This is a genomic window from Flammeovirgaceae bacterium SG7u.111 (assembly GCA_034044135.1).
In the GTDB taxonomy this organism is placed as follows: domain Bacteria; phylum Bacteroidota; class Bacteroidia; order Cytophagales; family Flammeovirgaceae.
The window spans coordinates 1,106,254-1,121,365 of the sequence record CP139021.1; the positions used below are offsets into that span (position 1 = coordinate 1,106,254).

Consider the following 15,112-nt stretch of genomic DNA (forward strand, 5'->3'; position numbering starts at 1 on the left):
GGATAAATTGATCGTTGTAGCTTGCCGCCTATTCCCCCAACCTATACCGCACTCCTAAGTAAGCTTCTCGTCCTCTGGTCGGTCCCCAAACGGAGGAGGTGTCAAAGTACGGGCCAAAAGGGTCTTGCCAACTGATAATGGGTTGGTTTTGCCTAAAGTTAAAGATATTCTCACACCCCACATACACCTCAAATTTCTTGAAGTTATAAGTGAATTGAGCATTTGCGACGGTATAAGGTTCTGAAAAATCAGGTCGTTGAAATTCAGCAGGGTTCGATTGGGTATTGGGCAATCGTTGTTTGCCATACCAATGTATATTCATATCAAAATGAAACTTATTGGTTAGCGGAGCATATCCAAAAGTAGTAATTGTCTTGTGTTTAGGATTAAACGGTAGCACTTGCTTGGTTTCCCCATTCATCCGATAGACATCCAAATAATTGTACCCTGTTTTGAACTCAAATCGTTGCCAAATTTTTAAGAACAACTCCGCTTGAAATCCATTGCTGACGCTTTCACCCGTAAAGTTTTGGATATAAGCCTTTGTTGGATCGGTATCATAATCAGGGAAAATTTGGTTTTGAAAATCGGTGCGGTAAAAATCGGCACTCAAATAGCCCGACAGCTTTTGGTCTTTCGTGTCAAATTGTTGCATAATGTTTATGCCGTAATTCAGCGCTTGCTCGGGTTCGAGTTGCTCGGTAAAAATGATGTCTCTTGAACTAGCCATCAAGCCAACATTTTCGCTAAATAGGTTCACCGTTCTCCAGCCCGTTCCAATATTTGCTCGAAGCGTAGTTTTGGGGCGCAGGTTATATTTCAATAGCGTCCTTGGTGTTGCCTTGAATCCAAATTGGTTGTGGTGGTCACCTCTGATTCCAAGAATCCAAGTCAACTTATCATCGAAAAATACCATGGTGTTTTCTACAAAAGCCCCTGTTATATTTTCCAGCCGCTTGTATTCTCCTGCATAAGTTCTTTGCAACGAATTTTCGGTAAAGGAAATGTTTTCGTCCAAATTCAAATACCGATGGCTCACCCCCGCTTTCAAATTATGGTTGTTGTAATTCTGCTCATACTGAACATTTCCATAAAAATTAGCTTGCTGCGCTTGGTAATTGAGCGTTCCAAAGTAAGAATTCTGATCTTGGAAATACCCCGAGGCATACACCGTTATGCTCTGCTCGTCATTGAACCTGTATCCTGTCTTAGTCCAAACCTCAGGCTGATTGATACGGACGGTTTGCCCATACGCATTGGTAGTCCCTTCATCCGTTTCAGGATTAAAAAAGGTCTGCCCGCCTATCCTGTTTTCATTCAGAAAGCGCACACCAATTGTACTGTTCCAGCCCCATTCCCCTTCATTTCCATAGCTCAATTTGTTGAAAACCATGTACCGGGTGAGTAGTGGCAAATCTAAAAAGTCATCGTTGCCTTTGTCCGTTTTGCTGGCAGGCTGCACCGTATGGATGGCAGTAAGATTGCTCCATTTTCCTTTTTTAAAAGCATAGTTGGCGTTCACGTGCTTTTCCATAAAGCTATTGAGGTACACATTGAGCAGTAGCCGTTCAGAATCCTTCGGCGCTTTAGTAATAACATTAATCTGCCCACTAATGCTTTCAAACCCCTGAATTACACTATTCGCCCCTTTTGAAATGTAAATGTTATCCACCAATGTGCCAGGAATACTGCTGATGCCATACGTATAAGTCAGCCCTTGGATCATTGGAAAACCATTAATCAATACTTGGTTATAAACACCCGATAAGCCCAAAATACGAAGCTCCTTGGAGTTGGTAATCACATTGGTGGTTTGGGCATGGACGGTGCTTTGTGTTCCAAAGCACCCCGCCAAATCGCAACAAGCAGCTTTTTGCAGCTCAGTTTGGGTGATTTGCACCGTTTTTATGGGGTTGAGATTTGAAATAACTATCCCCTCTTGTTGCTCTTGCACCACTACTTCTTCAAGGGTTTTGCTTTCCAATAGTTTGAACGCTATCGAAGTTTGAGCGCTCACGTCAATTGTATCGGAAATATGCCCTACATAGCTAGCAACCAGTTTTATAGTAGTATTTTCTCTCGGCAGTTGAAATCCACCCTCGTTGTTGGTAGAGATGCCTATGGTTGTGCCAAGCCAATAGACATTTGCCCCAATCAGGGGTTCTCCAGCGTTGTTGGTCACAGTTCCCGAAATGCTTTGTGCCGAGGCAAAAAAAGGAAACAGTAAACCAACAATGAATATATATATTTTCATTGGTTGAGTCTTTTTAGGAAAGGGGGTTGTCCCAAAAATGAGATACTTTCTTTGGGACAACCCTAATGGTTTACAATTTCACCTTGTAAGGGCGGTCTTTTGGGTTTTCACAACCGGGCGTGTCCTCAATGGCTGCATGAATGGTTTTTTCGGAAACCAAAGCAGGGTCAAATTCCACCTTGAACTTTGAGGTAGCTCCTGTCTTAGCTACTTCACAACTGGTTACGCCTTTTAGCTTTTTGATAGTATCGGAAAGCGTTTCTACGTCATGGGCACAAGTAACTCCTTTCACCGTAATGGTTTTTTTAGCAGTTGATTCTTGCTGAGGTGTACTTGCTGATTGTGAAAAAGCAATGTTTGCAGAGGTAAATAGTATGGCGAAAGCCAAAAGAAATGATTTGAATAATTTCATTTTTCTGATTTTTATTAATGTTTAACAAAAGTGTATTTGCTCTAAAGGAAAAGAGCATGTTGGGAATTGATATGTTGTTAAACAAACTTTGGCGGTTGCCAAAAATCAGAAATGTAATGAGAAGTAAAAGCTAGTTGGTAGCTACAACCTCTTTTTAAAGAAAGCTCTGGTCTAAACAAGTGGTTGATTGTCGCTTCGCTATACACAAATAGCAAACTGCATGAATTGCACACCTTGAAAGGGTTGCACATTTCACCGCTACAATCATCGCTTTGGCTCTCACTTGAATCTTTATCGGGTGTGCAAGTAACATCACAGCAGTCAATTTCTGAGTAGGTTAGCGTTGAACATACCATATCCACCCCTGGCTTTATAGCCAAGAAAGAAATGAATAATGTCAATATAATTGCTGTGATTTTCATCTTACCTTGCAAATATAAGGGTTTCTTATTGAAGTTGTCTAAAGTAAAACCTTTCGCCTGCGAATGGAAGGTTTTGCCCAATACTTCCAGTAGCAACTGTCCGTCCATTTTTCCTTAAATAACTACTCACCTGAAGTTTATTTTGTAAAAAACGCTAAACATTTGGAACTAATCGGATTGAAATTTACTTTTGTAAGTAATTACTCACTTTTATGACGGAGAAACAAGCGAACATATTGAAGGCGGCATTGGAGCTTTTTGCTACCGAAGGCTTTAGTGCAGTAGCAACTAGCAAGATTGCCAAAAGGGCAGGAGTGTCCGAAGGGTTGATTTTCAAGCATTTTGGAAACAAGGAAAAACTACTAGCAGCAGTGTTGGATCAGGGCTACGAGCAGGCGGGAAAACATTTGGCGAATGTATTACTCTCTACCGATCCCAAAGAAGTGATCAGAAAGGCTATTGAACTACCTTTTATGGTAGATAAAGAAGAAAAGGTCTTTTGGAGATTGACTTATTCTTTAAAATGGCAGCAAGATGCTTATGACGAGTCGAGGATGGAACCCTTGAAAATATCTCTCGAAAATGCATTTAAGAAATTAGGATATGAGCAGCCTGAGTTAGAGACTGAATTGTTGTTGGTTTATTTCGACGGGGTAGCAACCAAACTTTTACTGCATAAAGAAAAAGATACGAGCCTGCTGAAAGACTTTATTTTATCAAGGTATAAATTATAAAAAAATTTAACTAAAATAGTAAGTAAGTAATCACTTTTAAAATTAATAAAATGAGTGTACAAAAAGTAGTATTGATTACGGGCGCATCTTCGGGCATAGGAAAAGACACCGCCATCCAGCTGATAAAAGAGGGGCATACCGTTTATGGAGCTGCAAGGCGGGTTGACAAAATGAACGACTTGGTAGAGCTAGGCGGACATGCCCTCGCCATGGACGTGACTGATGAGGCACAAATGAAAGCAGGGGTGGAAAAAATTGTTGCGGAGCAGGGACAGATTGATGTGTTGGTCAATAATGCCGGCTACGCGGTGTATGGGGCAGTCGAAGATATCAGCATTGAAGATGCGAGAAGGCAGTTTGAAGTGAATATATTTGGGTTGGCTGGTCTGACCCAGTTGGTGTTGCCACATATGCGCCAAGCGAAATCGGGGAAAATCATCAATATTTCTTCTATGGGTGGGAAAATGTATACGCCACTCGGAGCTTGGTACCATGCCACCAAACATGCCCTCGAAGGCTGGAGCGATTGCCTGCGACTAGAGCTAAAGCAATTTGGGGTAGATGTGGTGGTCATTGAGCCTGGCGCAATTATCACCGAATTTGGCGATGTGATGTACCAGCCTATGTTGGAACGATCAAAAAATAGCCCGTACGAAAAGATGGCAAAATCAGTAGCCAAATCTACCGATGATATGTACAAAAAAGGCGGAGGCTCGCCTACATCGGTCATTTCCAACCTTATTTCAAAAGCAATTGGTGCGAAGAAACCGAAGACTAGGTATGTAGCGGGCAAGTTTGCCAAACCTATGCTATTTATCCGCAAGTATTTTGGAGATAAGATATTCGATTCAATAATTATGAGCCAAGTAAAATAGACGTATGAAAAATGTACTTATTACAGGAGCAACAGGAATGGTCGGGGCAATTGTGTTGCGTAATTGTCTCGAATCTCCTGAAATAGAAAAGGTTACTTCCATTTCAAGAAAGCCGTTGGGTATTTCCCATCCAAAGCTAGAGGAAGTGGTTCACTCCGATTTCTTAGATTATTCTACTGTGGAACACCATTTCCAAAACCAAGATGCAGCCTATTTTTGCATTGGGGTGTATACAGGGCAAGTGCCTGATAGTACTTTCAAAACTATCACAGTGGATTATACCAAGACATTTGCCGATGTCTTGGTAAAAAATAGTCCGACGGCTACGTTTTGCTTCTTGAGTGGCGCTGGAGCTGACCCTAAAGAGAAGAGTAAAATGTCTTTTGCCCGCTACAAAGGCATGGCAGAAAACTACTTACTGAAATTAGGGTTTGAGCATGTTTTTATTTTCCGCCCGGGCTATATCTACCCAGTGGAAAAACGTAAAGAGCCGAACGTTTCCTATCGCATATTCCGAAGCTTGTACCCCATGCTAAAAGGCTTAATGGCAAATTCATCCATCACTTCCGAAGAACTGGGAAAAGCGATGTTTCAAGCCGGACTTAGTGGGGCGGGTAAAACTATTTTGGAAAACAAGGATATAAAAGAAATTTGAAATTGGGCAAAGATTCAAGTTTTGCTTTACAGGGTTTGAATAAGGTTTGTTATATTTAACAATGTAAAAGAAAAACCTGTTAAATCCTCTATGAAAAATCCTAAGTTGTTTGCTTTCGCAATTGCCCTTTCGGCAGTAGGGCTTTTTATCACCGCACTGTCCAACTCATTGGTTTTTGAGGAAACTATAAAGGTAGAAATCAACGCCCTTGGTGTTTTTTGTATGTTGCTTTTTGTAGCCCAAGTGGCAGTGTTCATTTTTTGGATGAAACAACTTAAGAAAATGTAATCATGGATAGCTTACAGTTAAAATCTGCTTTGATTGTTTCCGATCCACTGCACATGAAAAGAGCTATGGAGATAAGTAGAACAATTGGGGTTAATGGAAAATCTTCTCCTACCCAAACGAGTATGTACCGCTCTTGGAGTACAAAGTTCAGTTTACTTTTGTATGAGTCCTTTTTTTACAATATCGGCTTATTGAGTGAGAGGTATGAATAATAGTTTACAAAATAGAAACCCCCAGCGGGTCAGCGCTGCTGGGGGAAGTAAACATTTTTATAAGAAGAGGAATGTTCAATACCTTATAGGGCTAAAGAATTTATTTCTCCCGTTTGTAATAGGTTACAATGCTAGCCTTTGCCAACGTATTGTTCCAGAGGTAATAGCCAACTACGGCAGGGTTGGTGCTTTCATCAAGTCCTAGTTTTTCGGTTTTCAGCGCATAGACGGTAATGATGTATTGATGTAAACCGTGTCCTTCGGGAGGGCAAGGTCCGCCATATCCTTTGCTTCCATAGTCTGTGATGCTTTGGATTGCCTCTTTGGGTGCTAAGTTGCTCGTGATGTTCCCAGCTCCAGCTACCAATTCGTTGATAGTAGATGGGATATCAAAAACCACCCAATGCCACCATCCGCTGCCCGTCGGAGCGTCAGGATCGTACATGGTTATGGCAAAGCTTTTTGTGCCCTCGGGAGCATTTTCCCACGATAACTGAGGCGATTTATTCTCTCCTGTGCATCCAAATCCATTAAACTCTTCCAGTTTTGTGGCTTCTCCACCTAGTCCATTGCTATAAAGGGTAAAGGTATTCTGTGCTACTGCCAGTGTGGAAAAAGTGAGTAATAAGCCTAGAATCAAATTTGCTTTTTTCATTGTATTTCTGTTTAAATGATACACTGCAAAAGTAATTCTGCCTTACCTCGTGTTAAACTGAGGTTAGTTCAAAAAGTGTTGCTAAAAGCTCAAATGTTCGCGGTACTGCTTTGGGGTTACACCAAATTTGATTTTAAAAGCCTGTATAAAACTAGAAAGGTTTTCATATCCTATTTCTAAATAAATATCTGAAGGTCTTCTCTTTTCTTGTTTCAAAAGGTAGGACGCATACTCCAACCTTCTGTCTTGAAACCATTTTATGGGCGGTTCTGCGTAACATTTCTGGAACTCTCTTTTGAAGGAGGATATACTCATATTAGCTAGGAAAGCGAGTTCCTTTAAAGTCAATTTGTTTAGTTTGTTATTCTCCACCACATTTATGAAGTGCTGGGTTTGGTTATCAGTGAATGTAGTTATAGAGAAAAGAAAATCTGCCCCTTTGGTCTCTACCAAATAGAGCATTATCTCCTCAAATTTTAGCTCCATTAACTTTCTTTGAGTCTTTTGGGGAAGACGTGTGATATCAATTAAGCTTTTTATAAAACCATTGATAAACGCATCATAAGAAAAGGATTGTACAGATTGTGGTTTGGGCTTGGCAACTGGGCGCAATTCAAATTTCCTAATGAATTGTAGTACAGCTTCGTTTGAGAAAAAAAGAAGGATACTTCTGTAGTGTTGGTCCGAGTTTGAGAGCTTTTCGGTCATTAAGCAGTGCCCTGCTTTCATCAAAAGAAACTCTGCATTATTTATTGCCAGCGAAGAATTATCCATGATGACCTCTTTTGTCCCTTTTACCAAAAAACTAAACGTGTTTTTAGTAAGGATGATTTGCTGTTTGGAAATCTCCTGAGAACTGTTGTAATCATAAATGGTAATAGGCGAGGAGTCGTCTACTGTCAATTCTGCTGGTAGGGAGATGATTTTCATATATTGAGTTCTACTGATGCAAAATTCTCTGAACTTACAAGCTGATTTCTAACAACCAATTTGAGCATGAGTTTGTAATAACCAAACTAGTAAAATATGTAGAAAATGTTAAACATTAATTATTTTCTGTTTTAATGTTTGTGTGTGATTAAGCATTAAAACAGAAGGCTTATTACTACATAAACATTAATTGCACTGTTTATTGATGCCTGCAAGGCTTCTTGCCAAAAACAAAACCCCCACCAGCCAAAACTGATGAGGGTTAAATCTATCTCAAAATATATTCTCTACTCCTCGCCCAAGAATGGGTAACGGTAATCTGTTGGAGGAACAAAGGTTTCTTTGATGGTACGTGGGGAAACCCAACGCAAGAGGTTCAAGATAGAACCAGCTTTGTCATTGGTGCCAGATGCTCTTGAACCACCGAAGGGTTGTTGCCCTACCACTGCGCCAGTTGGCTTGTCGTTTATGTAGAAGTTGCCCGCTGCATGGGTCAGTTTTTCTGTAGCCAATTCTATAGCGTACCTGTCTTTAGAGAAAACAGCACCTGTAAGCGCATAAGGGGAAGTATTATTTACGAGGTACAGCGCATCTTCAAACAGCTCTTGGCTATAGACAAAGATTGAAAGCACTGGACCGAAAATCTCCTCACACATGGTGGTATATTGGTTGTCTTCTACTTTTAATACAGTTGGCTCTATGAAGTAGCCCTCCGATTTGTCGTAGCCACCGCCAGCAATCACTTCTACTAGTGGAGATTCCTTTGCCCCGTCTATGTACTTACTTATTTTGTCGAAAGACTTTTCGTCTATCACCGCTGTCATGAAGTTGGTAAAGTTCTCCGGAGAGCCCACTTTAATACTTTCTAAGTCTTCCTGCATGTATTTCTTCACATCTTCCCACAGGTTGCTAGGGATGTAAGCCCTTGAAGCCGCAGAGCATTTTTGCCCTTGGAATTCGAACGCTCCTCTCACCAAAGCGGTAGCCAACTCCTTAGCATCGGCAGATTTATGGGCGATCACGAAGTCCTTTCCACCGGTTTCTCCAACTATACGTGGGTAGGTTTTGTACTTGGCAATGTTTGCGCCTATGGTTTTCCAAAGTGTTTGGAATACGCCTGTGCTGCCCGTAAAGTGCAAGCCTGCAAAGTCAGGATGATTGAAAACAACCTCACCAGCTTCAGGGCCATCAGCGTAGATCAGGTTGATAACACCGGCGGGCACGCCAGCTTCTCTGAATACTTCCATGAGCACTTTGGCGGAATAGATTTGCGTTTTGGCAGGTTTCCACACCACGGTGTTGCCCATCATGGCGGGAGCTGTTGGCAAGTTGCCAGCAATGGCAGTGAAATTGAACGGGGTGATGGCAAAGATGAAACCTTCCAACGGACGGTGCTCTAACCTGTTCCAAACACTTGGTGTAGAGTCAGGTTGCTCTGAGTAAATCTGTGCCATGTAGTGCACATTGAAGCGTAAAAAATCGATCATCTCGCAAGCTGAATCAATTTCTGCTTGGTAGATATTTTTGGACTGCCCCAGCATGGTTGCCGCGTTCATCTTTGCTCGGTAAGGCCCGGCTATCAAATCGGCAGCTTTCAAGAAAATACTTGCTCTTTGTTCCCAAGAGAGCTTTTCCCAAAACTTTCTTGCTCCAAGTGCTGCGTTGATCGCCTGCTCTACGTGCGAGGCATCACCTTCGTGATAATGGCCTAAAGTGAATTTATGCTCGTGTGGAGGAGATATTCTGACTTTATTATCAGTCCGTATTTCCTCACCTCCTATGTACATGGGCACATCCAGTTCTTTCGATTTTAACTCAGCCAAAGCAGCTTTTACCTTTGCTTTTTCAGGACTGCCCGGTGCGTAGCTTAATACGGGTTCATTTTTGGGATTGGGTACTTTATAAATTCCTTTTGGCATGTTGATCTAGTTGTGAGTTTAAAAAAATCATGTGTCTTGAAAAGCTAGCGTATGTTTAATCTTTATGTTTTTTCCGAAGTATTGGTTCAGCACTGAAAATGCTCAGTTTGAGGTATAGATAAATTTTATACATACTCTCTACACATAGGTGCCAGCTTTGGTAGCCACAAAAATAATATATTTTAGAAGGGAAGATGGAAAGAAGGGATTTACTCTGTAGGCTTCAATAAAATCTTTCTTAAAAACTGCATCTTTCCTCTAAACCTGATAAAGCATAGCCTAAAGCTATAGCGTAAAAAATAGCAAAAAACAACTGCTAGTTGTTAATGAAAATTGATAAGAAAGTAAGAATTCGCATTTTTCCTACATAGCTGCCCATGCGTACGTTTTTGGATTATTTCTTTCAAAAAAATCATTTCCTTAAATATTCTTAACAAATTGAAAGCGGGTTATATAGTTAGGAGTTTGAATTTTTTATTTTGAAATTACTTATTAAGTAAGTATATAATTTTTATTTTTTTTCAATAAAAGGGTTAAATTCTGTTTATATGTTTTTTGATGAGGTTTTATAATTTGGGAAACCCTCCTTTTTTTTCACGAGACCAAGGAGACTTACCTGATGACACCCTTTGTTTTATTTACAATTCCCTGCCCTGTTTTTTTTCTATTTCTCTCTTTTATCTAAACATTACTCAAAAAAGGGGCGAAACTTACAAGCACCTGTAATTGACCATTATCTGATAGTTGCAAAACCTAAGTTATAGAGGGGACGAACAAACAAACTGAACTAACGTTATGGTTAATTTAAAAAACAAAACCAGAGGACTACTCATCGCATTGATAGTTCTCACCTTGTCGATTCCACTATTTGGTCAGCGAAATATCCGCAACCTAGAAATCAAACTTGATCAGGAAGTGAGCAAAGCAATTGCCATTCCTGTAGAAAAGAAAGGGGTACTGGTAATGCAGCGCTCAAAAACCAAAACAGCCGATGGCAAAAGAAATGCGTTTTTCAGGCTGTACAACACTGAGCTTTCCGAAGATTGGAAAGTTGCAATCCCAATAGACAAGAAACATGAGTTGAGCCAATACAAATTTGTTGATGGCTTATTATATATGGTGTTCACCGATCCTTGGGCAGACTATATCCAAGTGGTGCGTATCAATCCTGCGGAGTCAGAATCTACTCTTCAAAAGTTTTATACGTTCAAAGGATTGAATTTCTACGATCTAGACATCTTGGGTGATAAGCTCTATTTAGTAGGGGCTATGAAGCGCCAGTCGCTATTGATGATGTTTGACATGGAGTCGAAAGGTACTCGTTTGTTCAATACCCAATTGGGAAATAGCGAATGTGTTATCAAAAGTATTGTAGCGAAAACAGAAGATAATACCATTCACGTGACATTGAACAATCCTGAATTAAAAACACCGCACGTAGCCGTGAGAAGTTTTGACGATTTAGGAAAAATATTGAACGAAATGTTGGTGCATATAGATAAAGATTACCAAGTGTTGGAGTCGGAATTGGTAGATATGGGCGACAAAGGCAAGACTTTGATTGGGACGTATGCTTCTAAAAAGTCGACTGCTGCCGAAGGTATTTTTATCAAAAATGAAAGCTGGGAAGCGGTAAATTATCACCCGATCAAAAGCATTACCGATTTTGTGCCTGAAGCTTATGTAGAGGGCGGTGAGAAGTCAACTAAAAAGGGTGAATTTATAGCCATCAATAAAGTAATGAACGTAAACGGTCAGTTTGTAATGGTAACGGAGTCTTACGACTTGGTATATGACAATGACAATAACCCGCTGACCCATAAGTATGAAGATCCTGAAAGAAGCTTCAACCAAGTGTGGGCAGTAAATGATCTGAGTTACAATAAAGTACCTATGGCGGAATATACCCGCAGGCTTACGGCTGTTGCTGGTTACCAATTGAAATATGCGAGCATGATCAGCTTTAGCGAAAGCGGCAAACTGCTTTGGGGCAAAAACTTGGGCATAGCCGATGAGAATATTTCCAAAGAATATAAGCGCCTTAAGGTGATAAAAGACGATAACAGGGTGAAGTTTTTGAACAACTACAGCGGTGATGTGATGGAGATTGACCTAGAGCAAAAAACGGCTGGAATGGCAAAAGATACTCCTGCTTCGGTAGATAAAGACGGCAACCCGATAGGAAGCGTGGTATTGAGCGCAGCACATTGGTACGACAATTATTATTTGAACATAGAAGTGATGCCAGATAATGTAAGCTCTAGCAAAAAAGGAGCTGTACTGGTAATCAAAAAGGTAAGAGGTTAAGTGTTAGGTTACTTTATATATAAGGCCCGCTGCTGAAAAGTAGCGGGTTTTTTATGTTTTTTAGACATATTTGCCCTTCGTTACTTATTCTAAATAAAACGTGCTTATGATATCCCGAAGGACTGCCGGCAATTCCCTACTGGTAATTTTTGCTTTGCTCTTGCTTTTTCATCTAACCATTTTGGTAGGTATTGTCCCGCATGATATCGTGTGGGCTGGAAAGATAACCTCCCAAGAAGAGCTTGTCCAATTCGAAACTGTTTCCATGCTGATTTTGGTAGTGGCGATTTTGCTAGTAGCCATGAAGCAGGGCTATATCAGGTTTCCACTGAGCGAGCAAATTGGCAAGGTCGGGGTTTGGCTGCTATTTTTCCTTTTTGTTCTGAACAGTATAGGAAACCTTTTCGCCCCAAACCCCATCGAACGCTATGGTTTTGGCTTGCTCACCATCGTCATTGCGCTGCTGTGTTTCCATCTCGCTACAGGCTTTCGTAAAAAGCGGAGGTAGTTTCATGATTGGGTTACTTTCTTCCGCTAAAAAAATATTTCCTTCACAAAAAAATGCGAAACTCTCCATGTTTGAGCAGAATTTAATAAAATTGCACATTCGATAAATCAAAACCCAACAATATCATGTTTGAAGGAACAGCACTTCTCGGATTTATGGCATTTGTATTTATGGTGCCGCCATTGATCATTTCCCTTGTTTTCATGTTAATGGCAGCTGCAAAGCCAGCAGAAGAGGAATAGAAATATAGAGGGCATCCTCACATTTTGCATAAAAAGCAGGTATCAACTTTATTGGTACCTGCTTTTTATATTTTGAGAGTTGACGATTTTACTGGGATAGACCAAATCTGAGCTTCTATTTCAGGTAAAAAACAGAAGTTGAATACTCTTTTAACAAAGATGACTACCCTAATCTGTTCAATAATAAAGTTAATTAACAGACACATTTTTTTTGTTGAAATGCGATAACTTACCATATAAACTGAAATGAAAAGATTTTTTACGCTATCACTTAGCTGTTTTTTGTTTTTTGCAGCTCAAGCTCAAGAAAAAACACTCCAAGAAAAATTAAAATTCACCGCCGATTTCCGCTTTAGGGTAGAAGAAGATTGGGACTCGCGCAAGTCGGACGGTAGCTATCGGGACAACCGGACAAGGTTCAGGTATAGGGCAAGGTTTGGGTTCAACTATCAGCACAACGAGTGGGCAAAAGTGGGGATGCGCATCCGGACAGGGCTGCAAAACCATCAGCAAGATCCGCAACTGACACTCGGCACAGGCTACGAGGAGTTTGGTACGTTGCCCATAGGATTTGAAAAGATATTCTTCCAAGCCAACCACAAATGGCTTACGGCTTGGGCGGGTAAAAATACCTTCCCTTTCGAAAAGCAAAATGAGCTTTTCTGGAGTGATAATGTCTATCCCGAAGGTGTGTATTTTGGTTCGAAGTTTCCAATAGAATCACCAGCAATCGGAAGCATAAAATTGAACATGGGGCATTTTATAGTTAGCTCGGCTGGAAAAGCATTGGCCGACGATAGGTATTTCCAAGGAATACAAGTTGTGACTACGCATTTTGACCAGCGATTGAAGCTTTACCCAAGTTTTTATTATTTCAACCGAATGCCCGATATTCCAGATGATAAAGGGACGTATGAACTCAATTATTCTATCTTCCACCTTGGGGCAAAAATCAAAATAAGCGATAAACCTGCTATTTCGGTCGGGCTAGATTATTACAACAATTTGGAAGACCTAGGGGCGAACGATTCTATTCCTGCTAAGCTCAAAGACCAAAAGCGAGGGCTGGTTGGTAGTCTCATTTTCGGGAACTTTGAAGAAAAAGGTGATTGGACACTAAGGTTGTATTATACCTATTTGGAGCGCTATGCTGCAGTGGATTTTTTGGCTCAAAATGATTGGACTAGGTGGGACTATTCAAATGCAGGTTCGCCGGCAGGAAGGCTAACTAACTTTAAGGGGGTTGAGTTTAAGGCAGGGTACGTGGTCAGCAAAAACTTCAAAGTGAATATGCGCTATTTTGTAGTGGAACAAATTCTTCCTTACGGAGATGCATTGGAAACAGGGAATAGGGTTCGTTTCGACTTAGATATTGGGTTTTAATCTGATATAATCCCACGACATAAAGCGTGTTTGTTACATTTATTGATTTGCCGTCCATATAATTTCTACATCTTTTAGCTGCAAAAAGCGTTAATTCAGATGTTACTTCTTAGAAGCCGTTTTGAAATGTATTTTTTTTGAATGAAAGAAAATATTGGCAGGTTTGGCATGGTTAAGAACCGAAGGCTTTTTACTTTTATTAAAAATAACTTTGAGCTGATAAGTTGGTCAGTTGCTTTGTGCTACCTTGCCTTTAGCAATCCGGATGCGCCTCATTACACCTTGTGTGCATTCAAGTTGGTAGGGTTTGACCACTGCCCAGGTTGTGGAATAGGTCATGCGATAAGTTATGCTTTTAAAGGAGAAATAAAAGCTTCCTTTGCCAGCCACCCGCTTGGCTTGTTTGCCGTAGCGGTGATCCTTTCTAGGATATATATTCTTTCTAAATCAATTACTAAAAAAAGAACTCACTCAGATGAATAGAAAACTGTTGACCAGATTGCCCCAAGCGGAGTCAGAAGAGATGCTTAACCTCGAAATAGCCACCCGTGACCTTTCCGATGAACAAGTGGATACTTTTATCCATATCTACAAAGCAAAGCGAAAAGAGCCGCAGACCATTTTGCTCTTAAATTTGCTGGCTATTGTTGGGGTAGGGGGCATTCACCGTTTTTTGCTCAACCAAGTGGGAATGGGGATTTTGTACCTCCTTACAGGCGGGCTTTGCCTCATAGGGACCATTATAGATGCCATCAACTATAAAAAGCTGACCAACGATTATAATGAAAAAATGATGATGGAAACGTTGTCTATTGTAGAAAGGTCATTTTAGAAAAAGTTTAAGTGGAGGCATGATCTGAATTGTTAGTTTATTTATTAAGTACCTGACCAAAAGAAACCTAAAGAGTTGCGTGTTGAATTTCTTTGCTATTGAAAGCTTTAGTTTAGGCTAAAGCCAAATGTACTTATTTGCTAAACGGGGCTTAAAAGCCCCGCCTATTGAGTCTTTTATCACTAGCAACGGGTTTATTAAGATTGACTTTTTAAGCGACATAATTATTATGTCTAATAGTAGCCTGTGGTTATCTCAACATTGCAAACTATCCCATTTGGAGATTTTATTAGATGTAAAAAGAACCTCGTAAAGGTTCCATTATTGTAGATTTGGCGAAGCAGATGAAAACAACGCCGTAGGTGTTGCAGAATTTGTGTAAAATGTAGGTTTCTGCAACCCCTCACGGGGTTGATAGAATGTTTATGCTAATTACTACAATTAGGAAACCCCTACAGGGTTTTTTCTCTAACCATCTTTACAA

16 protein-coding genes are annotated in these 15,112 nt (G+C 40.5%); 10 read left to right on the plus strand and 6 right to left on the minus strand.

Features of this window, described 5'->3' with window-relative positions; translation table 11 throughout:
- Positions 1–28 precede the first annotated feature (28 nt).
- From R9C00_04405 to R9C00_04415, 3 genes are all read right to left on the minus strand, one after another.
- Entirely contained in the window at positions 29–2,254 is a 2,226-nt protein-coding gene (locus R9C00_04405; protein ID WPO36688.1) for a TonB-dependent receptor, read from the minus strand.
- A 70-nt stretch (positions 2,255–2,324) separates the two neighbouring features.
- The gene (locus tag R9C00_04410; GenBank protein ID WPO36689.1) at positions 2,325–2,666 is read right to left on the minus strand and encodes a heavy metal-associated domain-containing protein; all 342 of its coding nucleotides are present in this window, start codon (positions 2,664–2,666) and stop codon (positions 2,325–2,327) included.
- A gap of 77 nt (positions 2,667–2,743) precedes the next feature.
- Positions 2,744–3,196, minus strand: a complete 453-nt coding sequence (locus tag R9C00_04415; GenBank protein WPO36690.1) for a hypothetical protein — start codon at positions 3,194–3,196, stop codon at positions 2,744–2,746.
- Between the two features lie 104 nt (positions 3,197–3,300).
- Between R9C00_04415 and R9C00_04420 the strand changes: the two genes are divergently transcribed.
- The 5 genes from R9C00_04420 to R9C00_04440 all read left to right on the plus strand — a co-directional run bounded on the left by R9C00_04420 (position 3,301) and on the right by R9C00_04440 (position 5,852).
- Positions 3,301–3,822: a helix-turn-helix domain-containing protein gene (locus tag R9C00_04420; GenBank protein WPO36691.1), complete on the plus strand. Its 522-nt coding sequence runs from the start codon at positions 3,301–3,303 to the stop codon at positions 3,820–3,822.
- 50 nt (positions 3,823–3,872) lie between these two features.
- Entirely contained in the window at positions 3,873–4,697 is an 825-nt protein-coding gene (locus R9C00_04425) for an oxidoreductase (protein WPO36692.1), read from the plus strand.
- Between the two features lie 4 nt (positions 4,698–4,701).
- Positions 4,702–5,352: an NAD(P)H-binding protein gene (locus R9C00_04430; GenBank protein ID WPO36693.1), complete on the plus strand. Its 651-nt coding sequence runs from the start codon at positions 4,702–4,704 to the stop codon at positions 5,350–5,352.
- Between the two features lie 90 nt (positions 5,353–5,442).
- Positions 5,443–5,640 carry a hypothetical protein gene (locus R9C00_04435; GenBank protein ID WPO36694.1) on the plus strand — a complete coding sequence of 66 codons (198 nt, stop codon included), beginning with the start codon at positions 5,443–5,445 and terminating at the stop codon, positions 5,638–5,640.
- A gap of 2 nt (positions 5,641–5,642) precedes the next feature.
- The gene (locus tag R9C00_04440) at positions 5,643–5,852 is read left to right on the plus strand and encodes a hypothetical protein (protein ID WPO36695.1); all 210 of its coding nucleotides are present in this window, start codon (positions 5,643–5,645) and stop codon (positions 5,850–5,852) included.
- 100 nt (positions 5,853–5,952) lie between these two features.
- Here R9C00_04440 and R9C00_04445 read toward each other — a convergent pair whose 3' ends face one another.
- The 3 genes from R9C00_04445 to pruA all read right to left on the minus strand — a co-directional run bounded on the left by R9C00_04445 (position 5,953) and on the right by pruA (position 9,356).
- Entirely contained in the window at positions 5,953–6,507 is a 555-nt protein-coding gene (locus R9C00_04445) for a YbhB/YbcL family Raf kinase inhibitor-like protein (protein ID WPO36696.1), read from the minus strand.
- Positions 6,508–6,588: 81 nt separating this feature from the next.
- The gene (locus tag R9C00_04450; GenBank protein WPO36697.1) at positions 6,589–7,437 is read right to left on the minus strand and encodes an AraC family transcriptional regulator; all 849 of its coding nucleotides are present in this window, start codon (positions 7,435–7,437) and stop codon (positions 6,589–6,591) included.
- A 287-nt stretch (positions 7,438–7,724) separates the two neighbouring features.
- Positions 7,725–9,356 carry an L-glutamate gamma-semialdehyde dehydrogenase gene (pruA, locus tag R9C00_04455; GenBank protein ID WPO36698.1) on the minus strand — a complete coding sequence of 544 codons (1,632 nt, stop codon included), beginning with the start codon at positions 9,354–9,356 and terminating at the stop codon, positions 7,725–7,727.
- Between the two features lie 795 nt (positions 9,357–10,151).
- Here pruA and R9C00_04460 point away from each other — a divergent pair.
- From R9C00_04460 to R9C00_04480, 5 genes are all read left to right on the plus strand, one after another.
- A complete protein-coding gene (locus tag R9C00_04460; protein WPO36699.1) occupies positions 10,152–11,663 on the plus strand; it encodes a hypothetical protein in 1,512 nt (503 codons plus the stop codon).
- A gap of 100 nt (positions 11,664–11,763) precedes the next feature.
- Complete coding sequence (locus R9C00_04465; protein ID WPO36700.1) at positions 11,764–12,171, plus strand: hypothetical protein; 408 nt, start codon at positions 11,764–11,766, stop codon at positions 12,169–12,171.
- Positions 12,172–12,659: 488 nt separating this feature from the next.
- A complete protein-coding gene (locus tag R9C00_04470; GenBank protein ID WPO36701.1) occupies positions 12,660–13,796 on the plus strand; it encodes a putative porin in 1,137 nt (378 codons plus the stop codon).
- A gap of 141 nt (positions 13,797–13,937) precedes the next feature.
- A complete protein-coding gene (locus R9C00_04475; protein ID WPO36702.1) occupies positions 13,938–14,279 on the plus strand; it encodes a DUF2752 domain-containing protein in 342 nt (113 codons plus the stop codon).
- Complete coding sequence (locus tag R9C00_04480; protein WPO36703.1) at positions 14,272–14,628, plus strand: TM2 domain-containing protein; 357 nt, start codon at positions 14,272–14,274, stop codon at positions 14,626–14,628. Before R9C00_04475 ends, R9C00_04480 begins: the two co-directional genes overlap by 8 nt.
- Positions 14,629–15,112 lie beyond the last annotated feature (484 nt).

Coding starts and splice junctions, on each gene's coding strand:
- R9C00_04405 (WPO36688.1), bottom strand. CDS start 2,254: ATGAAAATATATATATTCATTGTTGGTTTACTGTTTCCTTTTTTTGCC.
- R9C00_04410 (WPO36689.1), bottom strand. CDS start 2,666: ATGAAATTATTCAAATCATTTCTTTTGGCTTTCGCCATACTATTTACC.
- R9C00_04415 (WPO36690.1), bottom strand. CDS start 3,196: ATGGACGGACAGTTGCTACTGGAAGTATTGGGCAAAACCTTCCATTCG.
- R9C00_04420 (WPO36691.1), top strand. CDS start 3,301: ATGACGGAGAAACAAGCGAACATATTGAAGGCGGCATTGGAGCTTTTT.
- R9C00_04425 (WPO36692.1), top strand. CDS start 3,873: ATGAGTGTACAAAAAGTAGTATTGATTACGGGCGCATCTTCGGGCATA.
- R9C00_04430 (WPO36693.1), top strand. CDS start 4,702: ATGAAAAATGTACTTATTACAGGAGCAACAGGAATGGTCGGGGCAATT.
- R9C00_04435 (WPO36694.1), top strand. CDS start 5,443: ATGAAAAATCCTAAGTTGTTTGCTTTCGCAATTGCCCTTTCGGCAGTA.
- R9C00_04440 (WPO36695.1), top strand. CDS start 5,643: ATGGATAGCTTACAGTTAAAATCTGCTTTGATTGTTTCCGATCCACTG.
- R9C00_04445 (WPO36696.1), bottom strand. CDS start 6,507: ATGAAAAAAGCAAATTTGATTCTAGGCTTATTACTCACTTTTTCCACA.
- R9C00_04450 (WPO36697.1), bottom strand. CDS start 7,437: ATGAAAATCATCTCCCTACCAGCAGAATTGACAGTAGACGACTCCTCG.
- pruA (WPO36698.1), bottom strand. CDS start 9,356: ATGCCAAAAGGAATTTATAAAGTACCCAATCCCAAAAATGAACCCGTA.
- R9C00_04460 (WPO36699.1), top strand. CDS start 10,152: ATGGTTAATTTAAAAAACAAAACCAGAGGACTACTCATCGCATTGATA.
- R9C00_04470 (WPO36701.1), top strand. CDS start 12,660: ATGAAAAGATTTTTTACGCTATCACTTAGCTGTTTTTTGTTTTTTGCA.
- R9C00_04475 (WPO36702.1), top strand. CDS start 13,938: ATGAAAGAAAATATTGGCAGGTTTGGCATGGTTAAGAACCGAAGGCTT.
- R9C00_04480 (WPO36703.1), top strand. CDS start 14,272: ATGAATAGAAAACTGTTGACCAGATTGCCCCAAGCGGAGTCAGAAGAG.